This is a genomic window from Variovorax paradoxus, from assembly GCF_024734665.1.
GTDB lineage: Bacteria > Pseudomonadota > Gammaproteobacteria > Burkholderiales > Burkholderiaceae_C > Variovorax.
In genome coordinates, this window is the sequence record NZ_CP102931.1 from 2315317 (window position 1) to 2336714 (window position 21398).

At 66.4% G+C, this 21398-nt stretch carries 22 protein-coding genes and 2 riboswitches; of the genes, 7 read left to right on the top strand and 15 right to left on the bottom strand.

Translation table 11 applies throughout. The annotated features are described in order from the left end of the window. Positions 1–22: 22 nt before the first annotated feature. The gene (locus NWF24_RS10850) at positions 23–1063 is read right to left on the bottom strand and encodes a hypothetical protein (RefSeq protein WP_258354171.1); all 1041 of its coding nucleotides are present in this window, start codon (positions 1061–1063) and stop codon (positions 23–25) included. 113 nt (positions 1064–1176) lie between these two features. On the opposite strand from NWF24_RS10850, the gene NWF24_RS10855 reads away from it, so the two are divergent. Then, a complete protein-coding gene (locus tag NWF24_RS10855; protein WP_258354172.1) occupies positions 1177–2220 on the top strand; it encodes an NAD(P)H-dependent flavin oxidoreductase in 1044 nt (347 codons plus the stop codon). A gap of 10 nt (positions 2221–2230) precedes the next feature. Further along, positions 2231–2905 (top strand): alpha/beta hydrolase, encoded by a 675-nt coding sequence (locus tag NWF24_RS10860; RefSeq protein ID WP_258354173.1) that lies wholly within the window; start codon positions 2231–2233, stop codon positions 2903–2905. Here NWF24_RS10860 and NWF24_RS10865 read toward each other — a convergent pair. Continuing rightward, complete coding sequence (locus NWF24_RS10865; protein ID WP_258354174.1) at positions 2883–3512, bottom strand: TetR/AcrR family transcriptional regulator; 630 nt, start codon at positions 3510–3512, stop codon at positions 2883–2885. The two genes, NWF24_RS10860 and NWF24_RS10865, sit on opposite strands and share 23 nt — an antisense overlap. A gap of 49 nt (positions 3513–3561) precedes the next feature. Between NWF24_RS10865 and NWF24_RS10870 the strand changes: the two genes are divergently transcribed. The 3 genes from NWF24_RS10870 (at position 3562) to NWF24_RS10880 (ending at position 6099) form a co-directional block, all read left to right on the top strand. Next, positions 3562–4677: a DUF2855 family protein gene (locus NWF24_RS10870; protein ID WP_258354175.1), complete on the top strand. Its 1116-nt coding sequence runs from the start codon at positions 3562–3564 to the stop codon at positions 4675–4677. Positions 4678–4802: 125 nt separating this feature from the next. Continuing rightward, a complete protein-coding gene (locus NWF24_RS10875; protein WP_258354176.1) occupies positions 4803–5711 on the top strand; it encodes a DUF3014 domain-containing protein in 909 nt (302 codons plus the stop codon). A gap of 133 nt (positions 5712–5844) precedes the next feature. Continuing rightward, positions 5845–6099: a hypothetical protein gene (locus NWF24_RS10880; protein WP_258354177.1), complete on the top strand. Its 255-nt coding sequence runs from the start codon at positions 5845–5847 to the stop codon at positions 6097–6099. A gap of 27 nt (positions 6100–6126) precedes the next feature. On the opposite strand, the gene gcvP is transcribed toward NWF24_RS10880, so the two are convergent. From gcvP to NWF24_RS10935, 11 genes are all read right to left on the bottom strand, one after another. Then, complete coding sequence (gene gcvP / locus NWF24_RS10885) at positions 6127–9036, bottom strand: aminomethyl-transferring glycine dehydrogenase (RefSeq protein WP_258354178.1); 2910 nt, start codon at positions 9034–9036, stop codon at positions 6127–6129. A 51-nt stretch (positions 9037–9087) separates the two neighbouring features. After that, positions 9088–9459 carry a glycine cleavage system protein GcvH gene (gcvH, locus tag NWF24_RS10890; protein ID WP_176658246.1) on the bottom strand — a complete coding sequence of 124 codons (372 nt, stop codon included), beginning with the start codon at positions 9457–9459 and terminating at the stop codon, positions 9088–9090. 60 nt (positions 9460–9519) lie between these two features. Continuing rightward, on the bottom strand, positions 9520–10692 hold the full coding sequence (gene gcvT / locus NWF24_RS10895) for a glycine cleavage system aminomethyltransferase GcvT (protein ID WP_258354179.1): 1173 nt from the start codon (positions 10690–10692) through the stop codon (positions 9520–9522). A gap of 45 nt (positions 10693–10737) precedes the next feature. After that, positions 10738–10850, bottom strand: a riboswitch (glycine riboswitch). Positions 10851–10862: 12 nt separating this feature from the next. Next, a riboswitch (glycine riboswitch) is annotated at positions 10863–10953 on the bottom strand. A gap of 33 nt (positions 10954–10986) precedes the next feature. Beyond that, complete coding sequence (locus NWF24_RS10900; RefSeq protein ID WP_258354180.1) at positions 10987–11526, bottom strand: hypothetical protein; 540 nt, start codon at positions 11524–11526, stop codon at positions 10987–10989. A 98-nt stretch (positions 11527–11624) separates the two neighbouring features. Then, on the bottom strand, positions 11625–12089 hold the full coding sequence (locus tag NWF24_RS10905; protein WP_258354181.1) for a L,D-transpeptidase Cds6 family protein: 465 nt from the start codon (positions 12087–12089) through the stop codon (positions 11625–11627). Positions 12090–12187: 98 nt separating this feature from the next. After that, the gene (locus NWF24_RS10910) at positions 12188–13480 is read right to left on the bottom strand and encodes a TRAP transporter large permease (protein WP_093055563.1); all 1293 of its coding nucleotides are present in this window, start codon (positions 13478–13480) and stop codon (positions 12188–12190) included. Between the two features lie 11 nt (positions 13481–13491). Further along, positions 13492–14004 (bottom strand): TRAP transporter small permease, encoded by a 513-nt coding sequence (locus tag NWF24_RS10915; protein WP_258354182.1) that lies wholly within the window; start codon positions 14002–14004, stop codon positions 13492–13494. A 97-nt stretch (positions 14005–14101) separates the two neighbouring features. Further along, complete coding sequence (locus NWF24_RS10920; protein WP_258354183.1) at positions 14102–15076, bottom strand: TRAP transporter substrate-binding protein; 975 nt, start codon at positions 15074–15076, stop codon at positions 14102–14104. Between the two features lie 44 nt (positions 15077–15120). Continuing rightward, positions 15121–16140: a D-erythronate dehydrogenase gene (gene denD, locus NWF24_RS10925; RefSeq protein ID WP_258354184.1), complete on the bottom strand. Its 1020-nt coding sequence runs from the start codon at positions 16138–16140 to the stop codon at positions 15121–15123. A 64-nt stretch (positions 16141–16204) separates the two neighbouring features. Continuing rightward, entirely contained in the window at positions 16205–16957 is a 753-nt protein-coding gene (locus NWF24_RS10930; protein ID WP_258354185.1) for an anti-sigma factor, read from the bottom strand. Then, positions 16954–17547, bottom strand: a complete 594-nt coding sequence (locus NWF24_RS10935; protein WP_258354186.1) for an RNA polymerase sigma factor — start codon at positions 17545–17547, stop codon at positions 16954–16956. Before NWF24_RS10935 ends, NWF24_RS10930 begins: the two co-directional genes overlap by 4 nt. A 128-nt stretch (positions 17548–17675) precedes the next feature. On the opposite strand from NWF24_RS10935, the gene NWF24_RS10940 reads away from it, so the two are divergent. After that, complete coding sequence (locus tag NWF24_RS10940; protein ID WP_258354187.1) at positions 17676–18197, top strand: DUF3455 domain-containing protein; 522 nt, start codon at positions 17676–17678, stop codon at positions 18195–18197. Positions 18198–18208: 11 nt separating this feature from the next. Here the strand turns inward: NWF24_RS10940 and NWF24_RS10945 are convergent, their stop codons facing one another. Then, positions 18209–18694 (bottom strand): tetratricopeptide repeat protein, encoded by a 486-nt coding sequence (locus tag NWF24_RS10945; protein WP_258354188.1) that lies wholly within the window; start codon positions 18692–18694, stop codon positions 18209–18211. An 89-nt stretch (positions 18695–18783) separates the two neighbouring features. On the opposite strand from NWF24_RS10945, the gene NWF24_RS10950 reads away from it, so the two are divergent. Further along, a complete protein-coding gene (locus tag NWF24_RS10950) occupies positions 18784–19380 on the top strand; it encodes a hypothetical protein (RefSeq protein ID WP_258354189.1) in 597 nt (198 codons plus the stop codon). Between the two features lie 258 nt (positions 19381–19638). Here NWF24_RS10950 and NWF24_RS10955 read toward each other — a convergent pair whose 3' ends face one another. Continuing rightward, positions 19639–21336, bottom strand: a complete 1698-nt coding sequence (locus NWF24_RS10955) for an electron transfer flavoprotein-ubiquinone oxidoreductase (RefSeq protein ID WP_258354190.1) — start codon at positions 21334–21336, stop codon at positions 19639–19641. Positions 21337–21398: the final 62 nt, after the last annotated feature.

Here is a 21398-nt window from a genome sequence, read left to right on the forward strand (position 1 = left end):
TTGGTGCCGCAGCGCTCGCCCGTCAGAACGACGGAACGGGGTTGCGCCCTTCGGTCAGCACATAGGCGCCATTGCGCCAGGCATAGACCAGCGTGCTGTCGATGGTGAGCACGCGGCGGTTTTTGGTGCCGCTCGTTTTTTCGCCCTTGAACGCGATGCGCATCTCACCCGGCGCTTCGTCGGTGCCCAGCGTAAAGCTCGGCGTGCCGTTGACGTCGAAGCACGCGCCGCGTGGCGGCTCTTCCGGCTTGCCGGGCCTGGGCGCTTTCTCGCAGGACTCGTCGGCGCCTTCATTGGTGGCCGACAGCGCAATGCCCCTTGCCAGCACGCGCACCTTGCCCGCTTCGAGCCCATACACCGACAGCCACTGCCCGCAGTAGCCCTGCCAGCAACTGCCGTGGGCAATGGTCAGCGCAAAGCGCTGGGGCGCGATGCGCTCGACCTTGGTGGTGCCGAGGTTGCCCATGAAGCCGAGGTAGTCGACAGCGTCGCTGCGGCTCGCGAGCTTCCAGCCCTCGGCGCTCTGCTCGAAGAAGTAGGCGCCGAGCCATGCGCCGTTCACGTGGCCGTTCATCGGCTCGCCCCGGTCGTCGAGCGGCACAGTTTCGGTCAGCATGACGGCGTGCGTATCGTCCAGCCGCACCACTTCGCGCGGCGACACCTGAGCCTGTTGATCGGCCTCGCTGCCGGGCACTGTCTTGCCCTCATTGGCCCTCTCGGGCAGCGAGACGGTGTCGGGCTGTCGGGGCGAGGCGCCCGGGCCCTGGGAGTCGGGGAACACCAGCGCCATGAGTTCGGCTCGCTTGAGCGTGGCTGATGCGGTGGGGCGAGGCACTGGTGGTGCAGGTGATGCTGGCGGTGCCGCGGGGGCAACGGCCTCGGCGGTTGCCACGGCCACTGCCACTGCGGCTTCGTCCGGTTGCGCGTCGGCGGTGGTAGCAGGGGCTTCTTCTTTCTGCGGGCAGCCGCAGAGCATGACGAGGCTGGCGGTGGCAATGGCAGCAGCAATGGTGCGCTGCAGCGGCCGCGAGTGAGCGGGCCGCGTCGGGTTCAGGATGGGCATGCGCGCGATTGTGCCGAAGCCATTTGGCGATGATGACCCCGCCGCCGCCGCAACCTCCGGCTTGGCAGGAGAATGGCCGGCAACCGGCGACACACGAACAAGGAGCGCTCCAAATGACCACGCTGCAACAACTCATCGGAACGGACCTTCCGCTCATTCAGGCTCCCATGGCCGGCGTGCAGGGCAGCGCGCTGGCCATCGCTGTCAGCAATGCCGGTGGCCTGGGCTCGCTGCCTGGAGCCATGCTGAGCCCCGACGTCATGCGCAGCGAACTCGCCGCCATTCGCGCGAGCACCAGCAAGCCCTACAACGTCAATTTCTTCTGCCACACGCCGCCGGTGCCGAGCGCCGATCGCGAAGCGGCCTGGCGTGCCGCGCTGGCGCCGTACTACGCGGAGTTCGGCATCGACGCGGCGAACATTCCCACCGGCCCGGGGCGCAACCCTTTCAGCGCCGAAGTGGCCGATTTGCTGGCCGAATTCCGTCCGCCGGTGGTGAGCTTTCATTTCGGGTTGCCGTCCGAAGCGCTCATGGCGCAGGTGCACGGTTGGGGTGCGAAGGTGCTGGCATCGGCCACCACGGTCGAAGAGGCGCAGTGGCTCGAAGCGCGCGGCGTGGATGCAGTCATCGCGCAAGGGCTGGAGGCCGGTGGGCATCGCGGTCATTTCCTGTCGCACGACCTGACGCGGCAGCTCGGCACTTTCGCGCTGTTGCCGCAGCTGGTGCACGCCGTGAAGGTTCCGGTGATCGCGGCCGGTGGCATTGCCGATGCAGCCGGCGTGGCCGCGGCCATGGCGATGGGCGCGGCGGGCGTGCAGATTGGCACGGCCTACCTGCTGACGCCCGAGGCGACCACCAGCGCGCTCCATCGCGAGGCGCTCAAGAGCAGGGCCTCGCGGCACACGGCGCTGACCAATCTTTTTACCGGCCGGCCGGCGCGCGGCATCGTGAACCGCGTGATGCGCGAGCTGGGCCCCATCGGCGCGGCTGCGCCGGAGTTTCCGCTGGCCACTTCGGGCATCGCGCCCCTGCGCGCCAAGGCAGAGGCGCAGGGTAACGGCGATTTCTCTCCGCTATGGTCGGGGCAGAACGCCACCGGCTGCCGCGAGCTGCCTGCGGCCGAGGTCACGCGCGAGCTGGCGCAAGGATTTCATTGAGCTTCAAACCATGACCCAACTGCATCTGCCCCTGAAGTTTCTCGCGCATGGCGCGCAACCCGATGTTCGCGAACCCTGGCTGCTGGTGCTGATGCACGGCGTGGGCAGCAACGAGCAAGATCTGTTCGGCCTGGCGCGCATGATGCCGCCGCAGTTCAACGTGTTGAGCCTGCGCGCGCCCTACGTGCTGTCGCCAGATGCCTACGCGTGGTTCGAGTTCCAGATACTGCCCGATGGTGAACGCCGGATCGACGAAGAGCAGGAGCGCGAAAGCCGCTTCCTGGTCGGCGAGATGATCGCCTCGGCCGGCAAGCAACTCGGCGTGCCGGCGGAACGCGTGGTGGTCGGCGGCTTCAGCCAGGGCGGCATCATGGCGCTGTCGCTGCTGCTGACCAAGCCTGAGAGCGTGCGTGCCGCGATGGTGTGGCACAGCCGGCTGCTGTCTCAGGTGCTGCCGCACGTCGCGGTGCCCGAGGCCTTCGAGGGCAAGGCGCTGTGGGTGAGCCATGGCAGCGCCGACAACGTGATTCCGCCGAGCGCCGCGCAGGCTACGCGCGAGTTCGCGCGTACCTTGCCAGTGGCGCTGTCGGGTGCGGACTTTCCGGGTGCGCACGAGCTTCGTCCGGCAGAGTTGCAGGCCACGCTGGCGTGGCTGCAATCGCTCAGCGCGCCGACAAGTTCGTAGACAAGCGCGCCATGACCATCGCTTCCATCTCGGCCACCCATTCGTCGTTGTCCGCTTCGGGCTGCACCAGCAGGCGATAGCGGCGGCCGCCCCATGCGGCGGTCAGCAGCGCGTGGATGGTGGCGGGCGAGGGCGGCGGTTGCAGGTCTGTGCAGACGGCAAAGGCCTTGAGCCATCTGTCAGCCAGTTCGTCGTACACGCGGCGGTGATGCTTGGGCTCCGCCACGCGGTGTTCGAGCATCAGCATTTCGTGGTCGAAGGCCGGCAGCCCTTCGAGCCGCGTGTCGCAGGTGATGCGCACGAGGCGCTGCACGCGCGCTTGCCAGCCGATGTCCGAAGGCGCAATCACTTCTGCATCGAGCCGCGCGAGTAGCGCCTCGATGCAGTGGCGCACATAGCCCGAGAGCAGGGCTTCCTTGTCGGGGAAGTAGTCGTAGAGCGTGCCGACCGCGATGCCGGTTTCCAGCGCCACTGCGCGCGTGGTCACGCCCTCCCAGCCGTTCGCGGACCAAATCCGAACAAAGGCGTCGTAGATCGCCTGCACGGTGAACTTGCTGCGTGCCTGCGTGGGGCGTTTCAGGGGCTTGGAGCGGGGTGCGTCCGGCATCGACGGTTTTCCGAACCCGCCGTGAGACGGGCCGCCATACAGTTTGCGAATGAACAACGCATTCACTTTAACCCGCCTCGAAACGCGCAAGAACGCCCTTGGCACCACCCGTGTCGTGACCACGCAGGACACCGGCGAGCTGCAGCCCGGCGAGGTGCTGCTGAAGATCGGTCGCTTCTCGCTGACCACCAACAACATCACCTACGCGGCCTTCGGCGACGCGGTCATGAAGTACTGGCAGTTCTTTCCGACCGGTGATGCCGACTGGGGCCACATGCCGGCCTGGGGCTTTGCCGACGTGGCGGCCTCGAACGTGGAGGGCGTGGCGGTGGGCGAGCGCTTCTACGGCTACTTTCCGATAGCGAGCCATCTGCGCATGCAGCCGGTGCGCGTAACGGCGCGCGGCTTTTACGATGGCTCGCCGCACCGCAGCGAGCTGGTGTCGGCCTACAACCAGTACATGCGCTGCAGCAACGACGCGGGGTACGTCGCCGCGCTGGAGGACTACCAGATGCTGGTGCGCCCGCTGTTCATCACTTCGTTCATGCTGGCGGACTTCCTGGAAGACAACGCCTTCTTCGGCGCGAAGCAGGTCGTGGTGTCGAGCGCGTCGAGCAAGACTGCGTTCGGCACGGCCTTCTGCCTGCGCCAGCGCGAAGGGCTGAAGCTGATCGCGGCCACGTCCAACGCCAATCGCGCTTTCGTGGAGAGCCTGGGCTGCTACGACCGCACGCTGAGCTATGAAGAAGTGACGACGCTGCCGGCCGATGTGCCCACGCTGTACGTCGACTTCTCGGGCAACGACGAACTGCGCGCCACCATCCACCATCACTTCGGCGAAGCGCTGGTGTACGACTGCTATGCCGGCTCCGCGCAGAAGACCGAGTTTCTCGGCGATACCACCGCGCTGCCCGGCCCCACGCCTCAGCTCTACTTCGCTCCCGTGCAGATCCGCAAGCGCAACGCTGACTGGGGCCCGCAGGAGGTCAACCGCCGCTTCAACGAGGCGCAGGGCAGCTTCATCGCCGAACTCAGCCGGCCTGACAACCGATGGATGACGCTGGCGCAAGGCAAGGGCTTCGCGCATGCGCAGGCGGTGATTGCCGACCTGCACGCGGGCAGGGTCGATCCGCGGCAGGCGCACGTGGTGAGGCTCGCGGGCTGAGCACGTGAACTTCCGCGCGGCGGGCGCGTCACAGGGCGTTACGACGACGGGGCTGGTGCGCAGCCCGAATTGGTGCACCATAGCCGTTCGCTTCCCCGACATTCCCGCACAAGGAAACCGACCTCATGTCCGAGCCCGACAGCGACACGCGCGACGCCCCCGAGTTCAGACCCCGCCGCGAGATGCCCATAGGTGCCATCGTCGCCTTCGTGCTGGTATTGCTCGGGACTGCCTACGTTGGCTGGCGCTGGTATCAGCAGCAACAGCAAAAGCCGGCTGAGCCCGTGCCGGTGGCGGCGGCGCCCAACGATGCGCCCGCACCACCGCCGGTTGTCCAACCAACCGGCCCGCAGAACCCGATCGATGCGTTGGCACCGCCCGATGCCGCACTGCCCAAGCTGGCCGACTCCGATGCACGCGTGACGAAGGCACTGGCTGAATTGCTCGGCAGCAAGAACGTCGCGGAGTACCTGCGCTCCGACGGCATCGTGAGCCGCTTCGTCACCACCGTCGACAACCTCGCACGAGAACAGGCGCCGGCCAATGCCTGGCCGGTGCAGCCCACGGGCCAGCGTTTCATCACCGAAGGGCCGCAGGGCCAGGTGCAGACCATCGCCGCGAACAACGCCGCGCGCTACAACGCCATCGTGCTGCTGGCGGAATCGGTCGATCCGGCCAAGGCGGCAGCTGTGTATGCAAAGCTCTACCCGCTGTTCCAGCAGGCGTACGAAGAGCTGGGCTATCCGGGCCGCTATTTCAACGACCGGCTCATTGCCGTGATCGACCACTTGCTGCAGGCGCCCGAACCCAAGGGCCCGGTGCAGGTGCGGCTGATCGAGGTGAAGGGCGACGTGCCCTCGACCCGGCCGTGGGTGCGCTACGAATACGTCGATCCGCAACTGCAGTCGCTGTCTTCCGGCCAGAAGATCATGGTGCGCATGGGGCCGGAGAACGAGCGCAAGGTGAAGACCAGCCTGCGCGGCCTGCGCCAGCAGATCGCCACGGGCGACGTGGCGAAGAAGAAGCAACCCTGACGCGCACGGCGCTCGATGTACACGAGCGCCCGTGAGCATTCCTCCGGCGCGCTGTGTAGGCGCGAACCGATTGCATGCCGCACGGATGTCGCTGAGGCTTTGTTCTCAAGATCAAAATCTCGAGGACAAGCATATGAACCTGATGAGCGTCGATCTCTACCAGAGCGCTACTGACTCCGAGAAATTCCTCGCGCTTCCAGCGGGCACCGATCCTGCCGAACTCATGGGTCCGATGACCTTCGACCAGGACTATGCGCAGGTCAAGCGATACCAGGAGGCATTCCAGTTCAATCCATCGGAAGCCTATGCGGGCGTCAATGCCGCCAAGATCGCTGCGGACATCCTGACCGTGAAGTGGGCGACCTATCGTCGCGAATCCCCGCCGTAGAAGGGAATCGCTGCGATACGACGGCGCTCAGGCCTCTTCGGTTTCCTTGTAGTCGCCCACGGGCACGCAGCTGCAGAACAGGTTGCGGTCGCCGTACACATTGTCGACGCGGCCGATGGGCGGCCAGTACTTCGCGTTCTTGAGTTCGGCCAGCGGAAACGCGCCGAGTTCGCGCGAGTACGGGTGGCTCCACTCGGTGCCGAGCAGGCTCGCAGCCGTGTGCGGCGCGTGCTTGAGCGGGTTATCTTCCTTCGGCCACACGCCTTCTTCGATGCGGCGGATCTCGCCGCGAATGGCGATCATCGCGTCGATGAAGCGGTCGAGCTCGGCCAGCGGCTCGCTCTCGGTCGGCTCCACCATCAGCGTGCCGGGCACGGGGAAGCTCAGCGTGGGCGCGTGGAAGCCGTAGTCGATCAGGCGCTTGGCCACGTCTTCGGCGGTGACGCCGCTGGTGTCTTTCAGCGGGCGCAGGTCGAGGATGCACTCGTGCGCGACGTGCCCGTTGGGGCTCGCGTACAGCGTGGGGTAGTGGTCCTTCAGGCGCGCACTGATGTAGTTGGCGCTGAGAATGGCCGTTTCGGTCGCGGCCTGCAGGCCCTTGGCGCCCATCATGCGGCAGTACATCCAGCTGATCGGCAGCACGGCCGCATTGCCCAGCGGCGCGGCCGACACGGCACCCACGCCGTTCGACGGCATGCCTGCGGTCACGTGCCCAGGCAGGTACGGCACGAGGTCTTCGACCACGCACACCGGGCCCACGCCCGGGCCGCCGCCGCCGTGCGGAATGCAGAAGGTCTTGTGCAGGTTCAGGTGGCTCACGTCGCCGCCGAACTCGCCCGGCGCAGCCACACCGACCAGCGCGTTCATGTTGGCGCCGTCGACGTACACGCGGCCGCCGTGCTCGTGCACCAGCTCGCACAGTTCCTTCACGCGGGTTTCGAAAACGCCGTGCGTGCTGGGGTAGGTGATCATCACTGCGGCCAGCTTGTCGCTGTGCTTTTCGCAAGCGCGCTTCAGGTCGTCCATGTCGACGTTGCCCTGCGCGTCGCAGGCCGTCACCACCACCTGCAGGCCCACCATCTGCGCGCTCGCGGGGTTGGTGCCGTGCGCGGAAGACGGAATCAGGCAGATGTTGCGGTGCCCCTGGCCCTTGGCTTCATGGAAGGAGCGGATAGCCAGCAGGCCTGCGTACTCGCCCTGCGAACCCGCGTTGGGCTGCAGGCTGATGCCCGCGTAGCCGGTGGCTTCGCACAGCCAGGCGCGCAGTTGAGCGTCGAGCTGGGCATAGCCCTGCTGCTGCTCGGCGGGCGCGAAGGGGTGAATGTTGGCGAACTCGGGCCAGGTGATGGGGATCATCTCGCTCGTTGCGTTGAGCTTCATGGTGCAGCTGCCCAGCGGGATCATGCTGCGGTCGAGCGCCAGGTCTTTGTCCGACAGGCTGCGGATGTAGCGCAGCATCGCGGTCTCGCTCTTGTGGGTGTTGAACACCGGGTGCGTGAGAAAGGCGCTGGTGCGGCGCAGGTCTTCCGGGATCAGCGGCGTGGTGCTGCCCGAGAGGCCATCGAAGCGCGGCGCCTGCGTACCGGCGGGCGCGAACAGGCTCCACAGGGTTTCGACGTCGGCGCGCGTGCTGGTTTCGTCGAGCGAGATGCCCAGGTGCTGCTGCAGGCGCTGGCGCAGGTTGACGCCGGCGGCTTGCGCGCGCTCGATGATCGCCGGCGTGTCTTCGCCGGTGCGGATGGTCAGGGAGTCGAACGCGGTGGTGTTGACCAGCTCGCGGCCCATCTGCGTGAGGCCCTTGGCGAGGATGGCCGTGAGCGCCGCTACGCGCTGCGCGATGCGCGTGAGGCCGTCGGGCCCGTGGTACACGGCGTACATGCTGGCCACCACGGCCGGCAGCACCTGCGCGGTGCAGATGTTGGAGGTGGCCTTCTCGCGGCGGATGTGCTGCTCGCGCGTCTGCAGTGCGAGGCGGTAGGCGGGCTGGCCGTGCGTGTCGACGCTCACGCCGACCAGTCGGCCCGGCAGCGAGCGCTTGAATTCGTCGCGGCAGGCCAGGTAGGCGGCGTGCGGGCCGCCGTTGCACAGCGGCATGCCGAAGCGCTGCGTGGTGCCGCAGACGATGTCGGCATCGAACTCGCCGGGCGCGACGAGCAGCGTGAGCGCCAGCAGGTCGGCCGCGACGATGAGGGCGGCGTCGCACTGATGCGCGTGGCCCGCGAGCGGGCGCAGGTCATGTACGTGGCCGGTGGTGGCGGGGTACTGCGCGAGCGCGGCGAAGAACTCGCCGCTCACCATCAGGTGCGGCAGCGTTTCCGACACGGTGCTCACCTTCACTTCGATGCCCAGCGGCGCGGCGCGCGTCTTGATGACTTCGATGGTCTGCGGATGACAGTCGCCCGACACCAGGAACACGTTGCTCTTGGCTCTAACGCTGCGCTTGGCGAGCGTCATGGCCTCGGCTGCGGCCGTGGCTTCGTCGAGCATCGAGGCGTTGGCGATGGCCATGCCCGTGAGGTCGCACACCATCGTCTGGAAGTTGAGCAGGGCTTCCATGCGGCCCTGCGAGATTTCGGCCTGGTAGGGCGTGTAGGCGGTGTACCAGGCGGGGTTTTCGAGCACGTTGCGCAAGATGACGCCCGGCGTGTGCGTGCCGTAGTAGCCCTGGCCGATGAAGTTCTTGAACACCTTGTTCTTCGACGCCATTACCTTCAGCTCGGCCAGCGCATCGGCTTCGGTTGCCGGTGAGGGCAGGCGCATCGGCTTTGCGCGGCGGATGGCCGCGGGCACGATGCCGTCGATGAGTTCCGCGCGCGTTTCCGAGCCGATCACCGGCAGCATGCGCGCCTCGTCCGCCGCATCGATACCGATGTGGCGGGCGAGGAATTCTTCGGCGTTCTCTAGTTCTTGCAAAGAGGGAAGGGCGGGCGTCGGCATGGCGGTGAGGGCTCGGGGAGAAGAAGAAAGGTGGCTGAAGAACTCAGCGGATCAGGATTCGGCGGCGAACTTGTCGTAGGAGGCCGCGTCCAGCAGGGCGTCGAGCTGTGCAGGCTCGCTCAGCTTGACCTTGAAGAACCAGCCGGAGGCCAGCGGGTCGCTGTTGGCGAGCGACGGGTCGGCGCGCAGCGCCTCGTTCACTTCGGTGATCTCGCCCGACACGGGCATGAACACGTCGGCCGCGGCCTTGACCGACTCAACGACGCCGGCAACTTCGCCTTGCGCAAAGGTCTTGCCGACTTCGGGCAGGTCGACGAACACCACGTCGCCCAGCGCGTCCTGCGCATGCACGGTGATGCCGACGGTGGCTGCGTCGCCTTCGGCCGACACCCATTCGTGGTCCTTGGTGTACTTGATGCTCATGGAAAAACTCCTCGTGGAAAAAATGAATCGGGGTGCAGAGCCTAGCCGGGTCGACCAGGCTCAGCCGCGGTAGTAGCGGGTGGGCACGAAAGGCATCGTCGAAACCTCCATCGGCACCGGCTTGCCGCGCACGATGGCCTGCACGCGCGTGCCCGGCTCGGCGAAGGCGGTGGCCACGTAGCCCATGGCGATGCAGCGGTCGGCCGTCGGGCCGAGCAGGCCGCTGGTGACGACGCCGATGTCGTGGCCTTCGAAAGATTGCAGCACCGTGCCGTCACGCACAGGAATGCGCTCGAGGGCGACGAGGCCCACGCGCTTGCGCTTCAGCGTGTCGTGGTCGGTGTGGCCGGCGGCGCCTGCGGTCGCGACGGCGAGCTGCGCGAGGATCTTTGCCGCGCCAGGAAAGCCGCCTTCGCGCGCGCCGCCCGTGCGGCGCACCTTCTGCATCGCCCAGTTGAGCGAGGCCTCGACCGGCGTGGTGGTGGTGTCGATGTCGTTGCCGTAGAGGCAAAGCCCGGCTTCGAGCCGCAGCGAATTGCGCGCGCCCAGGCCGATGGGCTTGACCTCGGGCTGGGCCAGCAGCAGGCGGGCCAGCGCCTCGGCGTCCTTCGCGGCCACCGAGATCTCGAAGCCGTCTTCACCGGTGTAGCCGCTGCGGGTGACGAAGGCAGCAATGCCGCCGATCTGCACCGCGCCGCCGGTCATGAACACGAAGCGCTCGATGCCGGGCGACAGGCGCGCCAACGTGGCTGCGGCCTGCGGGCCCTGCAGCGCGAGCAGGGCATGGTCGGGCAGGGGCTGCACCTTGCAACGGCCGCCGATCTTCTGCTGGATGTGGGCGATGTCGGCCACCTTGCAGGCGCCGTTGACGATCACGAAGATCGAGCCGTTGCCCTCGTTGAAGAACATCAGGTCGTCGAGGATGCCGCCTTCGTCGTTCAGCAGCAGGCCGTAGCGCTGCTTGCCGGCGGGCAGGTCGATCACGTCGACGGGCATCAGGGTTTCGAAAGCCGCCGCCGCATCGGGCCCGACGAGGCGCAGCTGGCCCATATGGGAGATGTCGAACAGGCCGGCCGCGTCGCGCGTGTGCTTGTGCTCGGCCATCAGGCCGGCGGGGTACTGCACCGGCATCGAATAGCCGGCAAAGGGCACCATGCGGGCACCGAGCTCCACGTGGAGGTCGTACAGCGGCGTCTTGAGAAGTTCGGTAGCGGGGGCGGAAGAAGCAGCCACGGGGCACTCCAAAGGGGCAGACGAAATCCATGACGCAAGCCATGGGCCACCCCTGCTGTCCGCTTTACCTGAGAGATTCGCCCCACGATCGGGGTTTGCTCCTTCGGTGGGCCGATGGGCAGTTTTCACTGCAACGGCCTCTCTCCAGCAAGGAAACGCCGGTGTTCACCGGCGCCTTGTCAGTCCTTTTGCCTGAGCGTTCGGGAAACCCCTGCGCCTTCGGCGGCCCCGGCACGCGGGGCTCTCTCCTGACCCTGGCGAGTGTAGTGGATCGCGCGGGGCCGGGGTTTGGCGTCAGTGGATGATTTCGGCCGGGGGCAGCAGCTTGTCGATACGCTCGCGCAGCGATTCGGCGCGTTCGGGGCCGGCGGTCTTCTCGATTTCGGAGAGCATCAGCGCGGCGATGGTCAACATCGCCTGCCGGTCACGGGCCTCGCGCAGGGCGTCACGCATCTGCAGCGCGAACTTCGGGTCGCGCCGCACGAACATGCGCTCGCAGATGTCGAACAGGAACATGCGCGTGGTGGCCAGCGAGCGCTTGCCGTCGAAGGTGTCGGCCGAGGTGGTGGCGACCTGGATCGGCTCGGCGGCGGCGATTGGCGCGGGCTGGGCCGCTGCCGGTGCCGCAGCAGCCTGCGGGGCCTGCAGGTAGCCCCGCTGCACCAGCGCCAGGATCGCCTGTTCGGCTTCAATCCGGTTGGCGAACAGCGGACTGAAGTCGGTCAGCGAGCGCCGGCCGTCGGCCATCAGCAGCAGGGCGCGTTCACGCTGGCTGAGCGTGCGCTGTCCGCCCTGGAGTTCGTCGCGCGCCTTGTCGGTCTTGGTGGGAAACATGGCAGCCACAGCTTTCGGGAATCGAGGGCTGCAGCATCGTTGCAAGTGGTGACATCTTCATGAACCGTTTGCCTTACAGGGGCAATCGCGACTGGCCTTCAGCCCGCGCTTTCCTTGCGTATGAGCCACTGCTCGCCTACGCGCTGCAGTTCCAGCGTCTTGCGGCTCTTCTCGCGCAGCTTGTCGGCGCTGTAGGTCTGCTGAAAGCTCGCGCTGGCCGCCTGTCCCTGGACGCTGATGACGAGGCTGTCGATGCTCACGCTGATGGCCGCCTTGTCGGTAATGCGCGCGCGGCGGTCCGCCTCCCAGGCCTTGCGGTCCTGGCCGCGGGGCGGCGTGAAATCGGGTGCATAGGCGGCCAGGTAGCGCGCCACGTCCCGGGCTGACCAGGCTGCAGCCCAGGCGCGCACGGCGGCTTCGACTTCGCGGATGCTGGCGGCTGGATCGGCCGGCGCTGCTGCCGATACGGGGGCTGGTGCTGCGGCGGGCATTGCGGGCGGGGCGCCGAAGGCAGCCGGAGCCAGCAAGGCACCGCCCAGCAGGCAACTCAGGAATCGATTCATGACGCAGTCCCCTCCTTGTCGGTTGTCGGCCCTTGGCCCGTCGCCCGATTCTGGCAGTGAACATTCACCGGGCCGATCAGGCCCCGGAGCCCAGGCCGCTACTTGAACCCGAGCACGTGCGGCAGCCACGTGCTCAGCGCCGGCACGAAGGTCAGGATGACCAGCACAGCCCCGTGCGCCCAAAGGAACGGCACCAGTTCCTTCACCAGCGCCGACATCGGCACCTTCGACACGTTGCACGTCACGAACAGCAGCCCGCCCACCGGCGGCGTGATCATGCCCAGCGTGAGGTTGAAGATCACGATCATCGCGAAGTGCACCGGGTCCACGCCCAGCTTGATGGCCACCGGCGCGAGGATCGGCGCCAGCACCATCACGCCCGGCAGCGGCTCGATGAAGATGCCGAACAGCAGCAGGAACACGTTGACGATGATCAGGAACATCCACGGCGAGAGGTTCATGCTGATCAGCCATTCGGCCATCTGCTGCGGAATGCCCTCGATGGTCAGCACCCACGCGAACGAGGCCGACAGCCCGATGATGATCAGCACCGAAGCCGACAGCAGCGCTGAGCGCGAAAGAATGTCCGGCAGCATCTTCCACTCGAGCGTGCGGTAGACGAACTTGCCGCACACCAGCGCATAGAACACCGCGACCACCGAGGCCTCGGTCGGCGTGAACCAGCCGGCGCGCATGCCGCCCAGGATCACCACCGGCAGCAGGATCGCGGGAATCGCCTTCCAAGTGGTGACAAGGATCTCGCGCAGCGGAGGCGTCTGCCCATCGCCCTTGTAGTTGCGCTTTTTCGAGACGTAGAAGTTCACGACGCACATCGCCACCGCGATCAGGATGCCCGGCATGATGCCGGCCGCGAACAGCGTGCCGACCGACACGCTCTCGTCCTGCAGCGCGTAGATGATCATGATGATCGAGGGCGGAATGATCGGCCCCACGATGGCGGTCGAGGCCGTGAGCGCCGCCGCATACGAGCGGTCGTAGCCGGCCTTGTCCATCATCTTGATGAGCATCGACCCCGGCCCTGCCGCGTCGGCCAGCGCCGAGCCCGAGATGCCGGAGAAGAAGGTCAGCGACACCACGTTGGTATAGCCCAGCCCGCCGCGCCGGTGGCCCACGAACTGGCCCGCGAAGCGCAGCAGCACCTCGGTGAGCGAGCCGCCGCTCATGAGCTCGGCCGCAAGAATGAAGAAGGGCACCGCCATCAGCGGAAAGCTGTCGATGCCGGTGAAGGTTTCCTTCAGCAGCACCATCAGCGGGTAGTTCTCCGCGAGGATGAGCGTGGTAACGGTGGAAAGGCCCAGCGCAAAGGCCACGGGCACGCCGATGGCCAGGAAAATGCAGGCGGAAACGATCAGAACGATGCTGGCATCCATGGTCGTTCTCCTTACAGCGACGCCGAGGCGTTGGCGTCGAAGTGCGCGTCGGACGCGAACTCCCTGCGCAGCACGTAGCCGCGCACCACCAGCAGCCAGTGCACGATCAGCAGCACGCCGCCGAACAGCATCGCGCTGTAGATGTAGGCGAACGGAATTTGCGTCACGGCAGTGAGCTGGAACATCGTGCGTTCCATGTACAGCCAGCCGTACCAGACCATGAAGCCGAAGAATGCGAACAGCAGCCCGGCGACGACGATGCGCACCGCGACGGCCGCATTGCGGGGCAATGCGTCTTGCAGGTTCTCGACCGCGATGTGTCCGCCGTAGCGCAGCACCGGCCCGGCCCCCAGGAAGGTGAGCCAGATCATCATGTGGCGCGACACCTCTTCCGCCCATTCGAGCGACTGGTTCGTGGTGTAGCGCAGCACGACGTTGGTGAAGATGATGACCGACATGGCGGCCAGCAGAAGAATCAGCGCCCAGCGGTTGGCGGCGAGAAAGTAGCGCTCGAAGGCTTGCACTTTGTGTTGTTCTCTGTTCTGTCTGAAAAACGAAGCGCCCGGCGCACGCATGCGTGCCGGGCGCGTTGCCGGAAAGCCGGCCGTGGCGGCTCAGGGCTTACTTGACGTCCGTGATCTTCTTGATGTTGTCGGCGCCGAATTCCTTGGCGTAGCTCACGTAGGCGGGCTTCAGCGCCTCGCGGAAGGCGGCGCCGTCGACGGTGCGCGTGACCTTCATGCCGTCTTTCTCGAGCTGGGCGATGCCGTTGTTCTCGTCGTCGTTGACCTTCTTGCGCTGGGCGATGGAGGCCTTCTTCGCGGCTTCGGTGAACACCTTCTTGTCGGCGTCAGAGAGCTTGTTCCACACCTTCGGCGACAGCAGCAGCAGCGCCGGCGAGTACACGTGGCCCGTGAGCGAGAGGTGCTTTTGCACCTGCGAGAACTTCGACGACAGGATCACCGGAATCGGATTCTCCTGCCCGTCGACCGTGCCTTGCTGCAGCGCGCCGAACAGTTCGGGGAAAGCCATGGGCGTGGGCAGGATGCCGAAGGTGCGGTAGCCGTCCATGTGCACCTTGTTTTCCATGGTGCGCATCTTCAGGCCGGCCGCATCGCTGGGCTTGACGATGTCGCGCTTGCTGTTCGTCATGTGGCGGAAGCCGTTCTCCGTCCAGGCGAGCGCGATGATGCCCTTGCTCGGGAACTTGGTCAGGATGTCCTGGCCGATGGGGCCGTCCATGACCTTGCGCGCATGGTCGTAGTCGCGGAACAGGAACGGGATGTCGACGATCTTGACCTCGGGCACGAAGTTGCCCACCGGGCCCGTCGAGGTGTTGACCAGGTCCTGCGTGCCGAGCTGGATGGCCTCGATCTGCTCGCGCTCGCCGCCGAGCGCCGAGTTGGCGAAGTGCTGGCACTTGTAGCGGCCTTGCGTGCCCTTCTCGATTTCTTCGCAGAACACCGTGGAGCCCACGCCGTAGTGCGACTCCTTGGAGGTCGCGTAGCCGATCTTCAGAACGGTCGGTTGCTGGGCGAAGGCGGAAGTGCCCAGGGCGAGCGAAAGGCAGGCGGCGGCGATGTGGCCGAGTTTCATGATGTCTCCGGGGTTGGGGTCAGGTGCGCGTCAGGCGCAACGGACTATGCAACACCGGGAAGCTTTACCGCGTCGGGATTTTCACGGACGTACTCGCGAATGACGGCCTCGAAGCTTTCGTCAGGCATGAGCCCCAGCGCCCTCGCGCGCACGGTCTCGATGTGGCCCGGCCAGGTTTTCACGATGCGCTGGATCGTCGGGTCGGGCGTGCGGTCAAGCAGGGCGGTGGCGGCCTTGCCGGCCACGTGCTCCAGCGCCGCGGCCATCTCGCCGACCGTGGTGGCGAGCGAGGGCAGGTTGAGCGCGGTGCGCGGGCCCCATTGCGCATCGCTGGCCTCGGCGGCGCGGATGATGCCTTCGATGGTGCGCGCCGGTGACGCAATGGCGACAGGCGTTGCGTCGGGCACGGGGCAGGCGGCGGGCAACCCGGCCAGCGGCTCGCGGATCATGCCGCTGAAGAAGCCCGAGGCCGCGCCGTTGGGCTTGCCCGGGCGCACGCTTACCGTCATGAGCCGCACGCTGCGCCCGCGCACGAAACCCTTGCGCGTGAAATCGGCCATCAGCTGTTCACCAATGAATTTCTGGATGCCGTAGCTGGTCTGCGGAGTGGGCAGCGTGTGGTCTTCGATGACCTTCGGCAGCGGTTGCTCGGGAGAATCGCCGAACACCGCTAGCGAACTGGCGAACACCAGCACGGGTTTCGTGCCGAGCGTGCGTACTTTTTCGAGCAGGGCATGCGTGGCTGCGAAATTGCTGCGCATGCCGAGGTCGAAGTCGGCCTCGCATTCGCCGCTCACCGCGGCGGCCAGGTGGAAGATGGCATCGGCTTCGCGCCAGACGGTGGCGTCCGCCTCGGCGGCGAGCTGTGCGTTCAGGTCGCCGGTCACGGCGGTGATGCGCGCATCGGCAGCGAGGTCAGCGGGAGCGCCCGCGCGGTCGACCAGCGTGATGCGCTCGATGGGCCGGGCCGGTGCGCCGGCCAGAGAAAGGCTGCCTTGCTTCAACAGCGTGCGCGCGAGGCGCGCGCCCAGAAAACCGGCGCCGCCGGTGATGACGATCTGCATGGGTTTTTGTCTCCTGTGAGCCGCAAGAATAAGCGAGGCTCACCGGATCAGGATCACAGGAAGCTCACCAGAGCTTGGCGCAGGCGCCGCTCAACACCACATCGGCACTGGGGGCCGCAGGCGAGGTGCTGCGCTCGCGCGTCACGACGAGGCGCGAGACCTTCGACAGCAGCTTCTCGGAGGTGTCGGGCAGCGTGAGGATGCCAGCGCCGCTCGCCGGCACCGTGCCGATGGCGAAGGGCGCCGCGTCGGCGGGCAAGGCCCACAGCACGAGCCGTTCGCCGCCCGAAACGGGCAGCGCCGTCGCACCCAGCACCTTCAGCGTGACCGTGCGGCCATGTCGCAGCGAACTGACCAGCAATCGCCCCCGGCCCTCGGTGTCGGAGAGCACACCCACATAGCTTTGCGGCAGCCGCTCGCCCGTACGCATCGCGAGCTGGTCGCTCGTGATGAAGGCTCCAGGCATTGCAAGGAACAGCGCGCTTGCGGCGATGGCCCCTGCCACGAGCCCGCCGAAGCCGAAGCCCGCGGGCCGCAGCCAGCCGGTCCAGCGAGAGGCCCGCGCCTGTCGTGCTTGCTGTGCCTGGGTGGGCTGGGTGCGCGCGGCGATCGCGCGCCAGAGATCGGGCGAAGGCTTGCGCTGCGGCACCGACAGGGCCAACTGCCCGAGCCTCTGCTCCCATTGCGCCACCACGGCGCGCACGTCCGCGCGATCGCGCATCAGCCGCTCGAAGCGCCGCCGCGCGCCGCCTTCGAGCGTGCCGAGTGCGTAGGCCGATGCCAGTGCATCGAGCAGGCGGGCGTCGGTGTATCTCATGACGCCACCCCTTGCGCGCTCAGGCAGGCGCGCAGCTTGTCGAGCCCGCGTCGTATCCAGGCCTTGACCGTGCCGAGCGGCGCATTCATCTGCGCCGCCACCTCGGTGTGCGACAGGCCCTGGTAGTAGGCAAGCGCCAGGCTCTGGCGGAAGCTGCCGTCGAGCACAGACATGCAGCCCTCGATGCGAAGCGCATGCATGGCCTGGTCGAACAGCTGCGCTGCGCCGGGGGCCGGGTCGGCTGCCGTGTCGGCCTCGGTTTCTGCCTCGCCGTCCGGGCCGGTGGCCAGCGGTTGTTCGTGGGCATTGCGTCGCTTGCGCGCGCGCAGCGAGTCCAGCGCCTTGTTGCGCACGATCGCGATCAGCCAGGTGATGGGCTGGATCTCTTGCCCGTCGACGCTGGAGCGATAGCCGCTCGCGTTTTTCCAGATGCTCACATAGGCCTCTTGCAGCACGTCTTCGGCTGCCTGTTCATTGCCCAACATACGAGCCGCGACGCCGAACAGATGCAGGTGCGTGCGTTCGTAGATCTGGGCAAAGCACGCGTGGTCGCCGCGCGCCGCGCCAGCGATCAGGTCTTGCAGGCTCATCAGAATATTTCTATTCATGCGGGCGAGTATTGCATCCGTTCCTGCGTGCGTGTCGTTTCTGGAGAAGGGCCGGATGATCCGGTCCGCACTCGTTCGTTTATCTTTTCTTCTTGAAACCGGGAAATGCCATGACATTGAAATCGACGCGAATCCTTCCCCTGGGTGCAGCCCTGCTGGGCGTCGCCTTGCTTGCCGCCTGCGCATCGCCAGCCGCCATCAAGGCGCCTGATGGCGAACGCACCGCCTTCACCTGGCACGCAGTGGGCGTGCAGATCTACGAATGCAAGGCCGGCGACAAGGGCGCGCTGGCCTGGCAGTTCGTGGCGCCTGAAGCGGAGCTGTACGGCCCCGGTGGTGCCAAGGTCGGCACGCACGGCGCTGGGCCCAATTGGACCGCGCTGGACGGCAGCAAGACGCTCGGCACCGTGAAGGCTCGTGCCAACGGCCAGCGCGAGGCCGACATTCCGTGGCTGTTGCTGACCGCCAAGTCGGCGGGCGGCCCCGGAAAACTGGCCGGCGTTACCGGCGTGCAGCGCATCAACACCCTCGGCGGCAATGCGCCGGCAAAGGGGTGCGAGGCGCAGGCCGATGCAGGCAAGCGCATCCGGCAGGACTACAGCGCGGACTACGTCTTCCTGGTTGCCAGGTAGCCGCCTCATGCTCAGCTCTTCTTGGCGCCACCTGCCTTGAAGCTCTCGACGGAAGCCTTCAGGTCCTTGTACTCCGGGCAGGCCATGTTGCAGGCTTGGCCAAGTGCGGCGAGGCGCTGCTCGGCCTTGGGCAGATCGCCCATCGAGATGTACAGCTCACCCGAATATTCGAGCGCGCCGACGTGCTTCGGATCGATCTTCAGCGCGGCGTCGTAGTACTTCTCCGAGGCGGTCCACTTGCCGGCGCCGGACTTGCGCAGGGTGTAGCCCATGAGGTTGTTCCAGTCGGCGTTGCCGGTGTCGTTGACGCGTTCGAGTTCGCTGATGGCCGCGGTCCACTTGCTGTCGGCGATCAGCGCGCGGGCGGCGGACAGCTTGTTGGCAGGCGTAGCCTTGGCGACCGGTGCGGGGGCAGGTGCCGGGTCTGCGGCGAGCACGTGGCCGGCGGCGAGGGCCAGAGTTGCGGCGATGGCGATGCGGTGGAGCAGGGTGTTCATGGCGAAAGATCCTCTTCGAGAAGTTGAATGGGTTGGCGGGCGGCAACGTGCATCGCCGTCCTGATTCCATTTACGCCACGGGTTTCCGAATGGACGCATCGCCGCGGAAAAAACCGGACGATGCTTTCCGCAGTGCTCCTGTCGCGGATGAGTTCACGCTTAAAGTACCTGCTGGAGCGGAGGATCAGTTCATGGACAGCAGATTTGAAGTGTCGGATGCCGTGCGCAATCTCGACCCGGACCGGATCGATAGCGACCGGTTCAGTTGGCGCGCCGCGTTGCTTGGCGCGGCGGTTGGTGTCGGCGGACAGACCTATGGCAGTACCCTGCTCGCTAATGTGAGCACCCTGGTCCTGCAGTCGCTGGGCGCCTCTCCCAAGGAGGCCTATGCGCAGGTCTACGGTTTTGCGTTGACACCCAGCCTCGTCCTGTCGTTTGCGCTCGGGGTGTGTGTCTACCTTGCTTGTGGCTATGTCGCCGCATCGCATGCGCGCAGCCGGCCTTGTCGGCACGGGCTGGCCGCAGGCCTGATGACGACTTCGTTCTTCGTGCTCATGGTGATAGGGCCCTACGGATTCTCGATACCCGGCTGGTACGCGTGGCTGGCACTGACACTGCCGGTCGCATGCGGCACGGCCGGGGCGTATCTGTATGCGCGCAAGCGCGGAGGCGGCGTGAAGCCGTAAATATTTCCTGGACGCGGGGAGTGCGGACAGACGTTGAAGAGCCGATAGAGCGGCAGTTGATCGGCGAACACAACAGCAGCACTCATTGTGCGAAGGGCGCCGGGTGCTCCCCGCAGCGAAATAAAGGAGGAGGCCGCAGGCCGGGGGACATTCGCGGAGGGGAGCACCCGGCGCCCTTCGCACGCACCCCGAACGCACGCATCACCGAAAACGACAAAGCCCTCCGAAGAGGGCTTTTCCACACAAGCGCAGAGCGCCTTACATCCCCACGTAGTTCGGCCCACCGCCACCTTCAGGCGTAACCCACACGATGTTCTGCGTCGGGTCCTTGATGTCGCAAGTCTTGCAGTGCACGCAGTTCTGCGCGTTGATTTGCAGTCGCTGCTTGCCGTCTTCCGTACCCACGAACTCGTACACGCCGGCCGGGCAGTAGCGGCTCTCGGGGCCCGCGAACTTCGCGAGGTTGACGTTGACCGGCACCGTCGCATCCTTCAGCGTCAGGTGGGCTGGCTGCTGCTCTTCATGGTTGGTGTTGCTGATGAACACGCTGGAGAGCCGGTCGAAGGTGAGCTTGCCGTCCGGCTTCGGATAGACGATGGGCTTGCACTCCGACGCGGGCTTCAGGTACTGGTGGTCGGGCTTGTTGCGGTGCAGCGTCCATGGAATGTGGCCCTTGAGCAGCCATTGCTCGATGCCGTTCATGAAAGTTGCAATGCCCAGGCCCTTCTTGAACCAGGCCTTGAAGTTGCGCGCCTTGTTCAGCTCGGCGTGCAGCCAGCTCTTCTCGAAGGCGGCCGGGTAGGCCGTGAGTTCGTCGTGCTGGCGGCCGGCCGTGACCGCGTCGAAGGCAGCCTCGGCGCACAGCATGCCGGTCTTGATCGCGGCGTGGCTGCCCTTGATGCGGCTCACGTTGAGGTAGCCGGCCTCGCAGCCGACCAGTGCGCCGCCCGGGAACACCGTCTTGGGCAGCGACATCAGGCCACCGGCCGTGATGGCGCGTGCGCCGTAGCCGATGCGCTTGGCCGGCTTGATGCCCTTGGCCTCGTCGCCTTCGAGATACCAGCGGATGTTGGGGTGCAGCTTCCAGCGCTGCATTTCCTCGAACGGGCTCAGGTAGGGGTTGCTGTAGTCCAGGCCCGTGATGAAGCCCATGGTGACCTTGTTGTCCTCCATGTGGTACAGGAAGGCGCCGCCGTAGGTGTTGTTGTCCATCGGCCAGCCGGCGGTGTGCAGCACGAAGCCGGGTTGATGGCGCTTCGGGTCGATTTCCCACACTTCCTTCACGCCGAGGCCGTAGGTCTGTGGATCCCTGCCCGCGTCGAGCTTGTACTTCGCGATGAGCTGGCGGCCCAGGTGGCCGCGCGCGCCTTCGGCGAACACCGTGTACTTGCCCAGCAGTTCCATGCCGAGCTGGAAGTTCTCGGTCGGTTCGCCGTCCTTGCCGACGCCCATGTTGCCGGTGGCCACTCCGCGCACCGAGCCGTCTTCGTTGTAGAGCACTTCGGCGGCCGGAAAGCCCGGGAATATCTCGACGCCGAGGTTCTCGGCCTGCTGCGCCAGCCACTTGGTGAAGGCGCCCAGGCTGATGATGTAGTTGCCGTGGTTCTGGAAGCAGGCCGGCAGGAAGAGGTTGGGAGTGCGCAGGCCCGATTTCTCGCCCAGGAACACCATCGCGTCGTCGGTCACGGGCTGGTTCAGCGGGGCGCCGAGTTCCTTCCAGTCGGGCAGCAGCTCGTTGAGCGCACGCGGGTCCATGATGGCGCCCGAGAGGATGTGCGCGCCGGGCTCCGAGCCCTTTTCGAGCACCACGACCGAAATCTCTTTTTCGTGCTGCGCGGCGAGTTGCTTGAGCCGGATCGCGGTCGAGAGGCCGGCCGGGCCGCCACCGACCACGACCACGTCGTATTCCATGGCTTCGCGAGGGCCGAACTGGGCGAGGATTTCGTCGTGGGTCATGTGGGTTGGGTCGATAATGATTTTTCGAGGCGCGGGGCTTCCCGGGTTGCGGGGCATTTTAT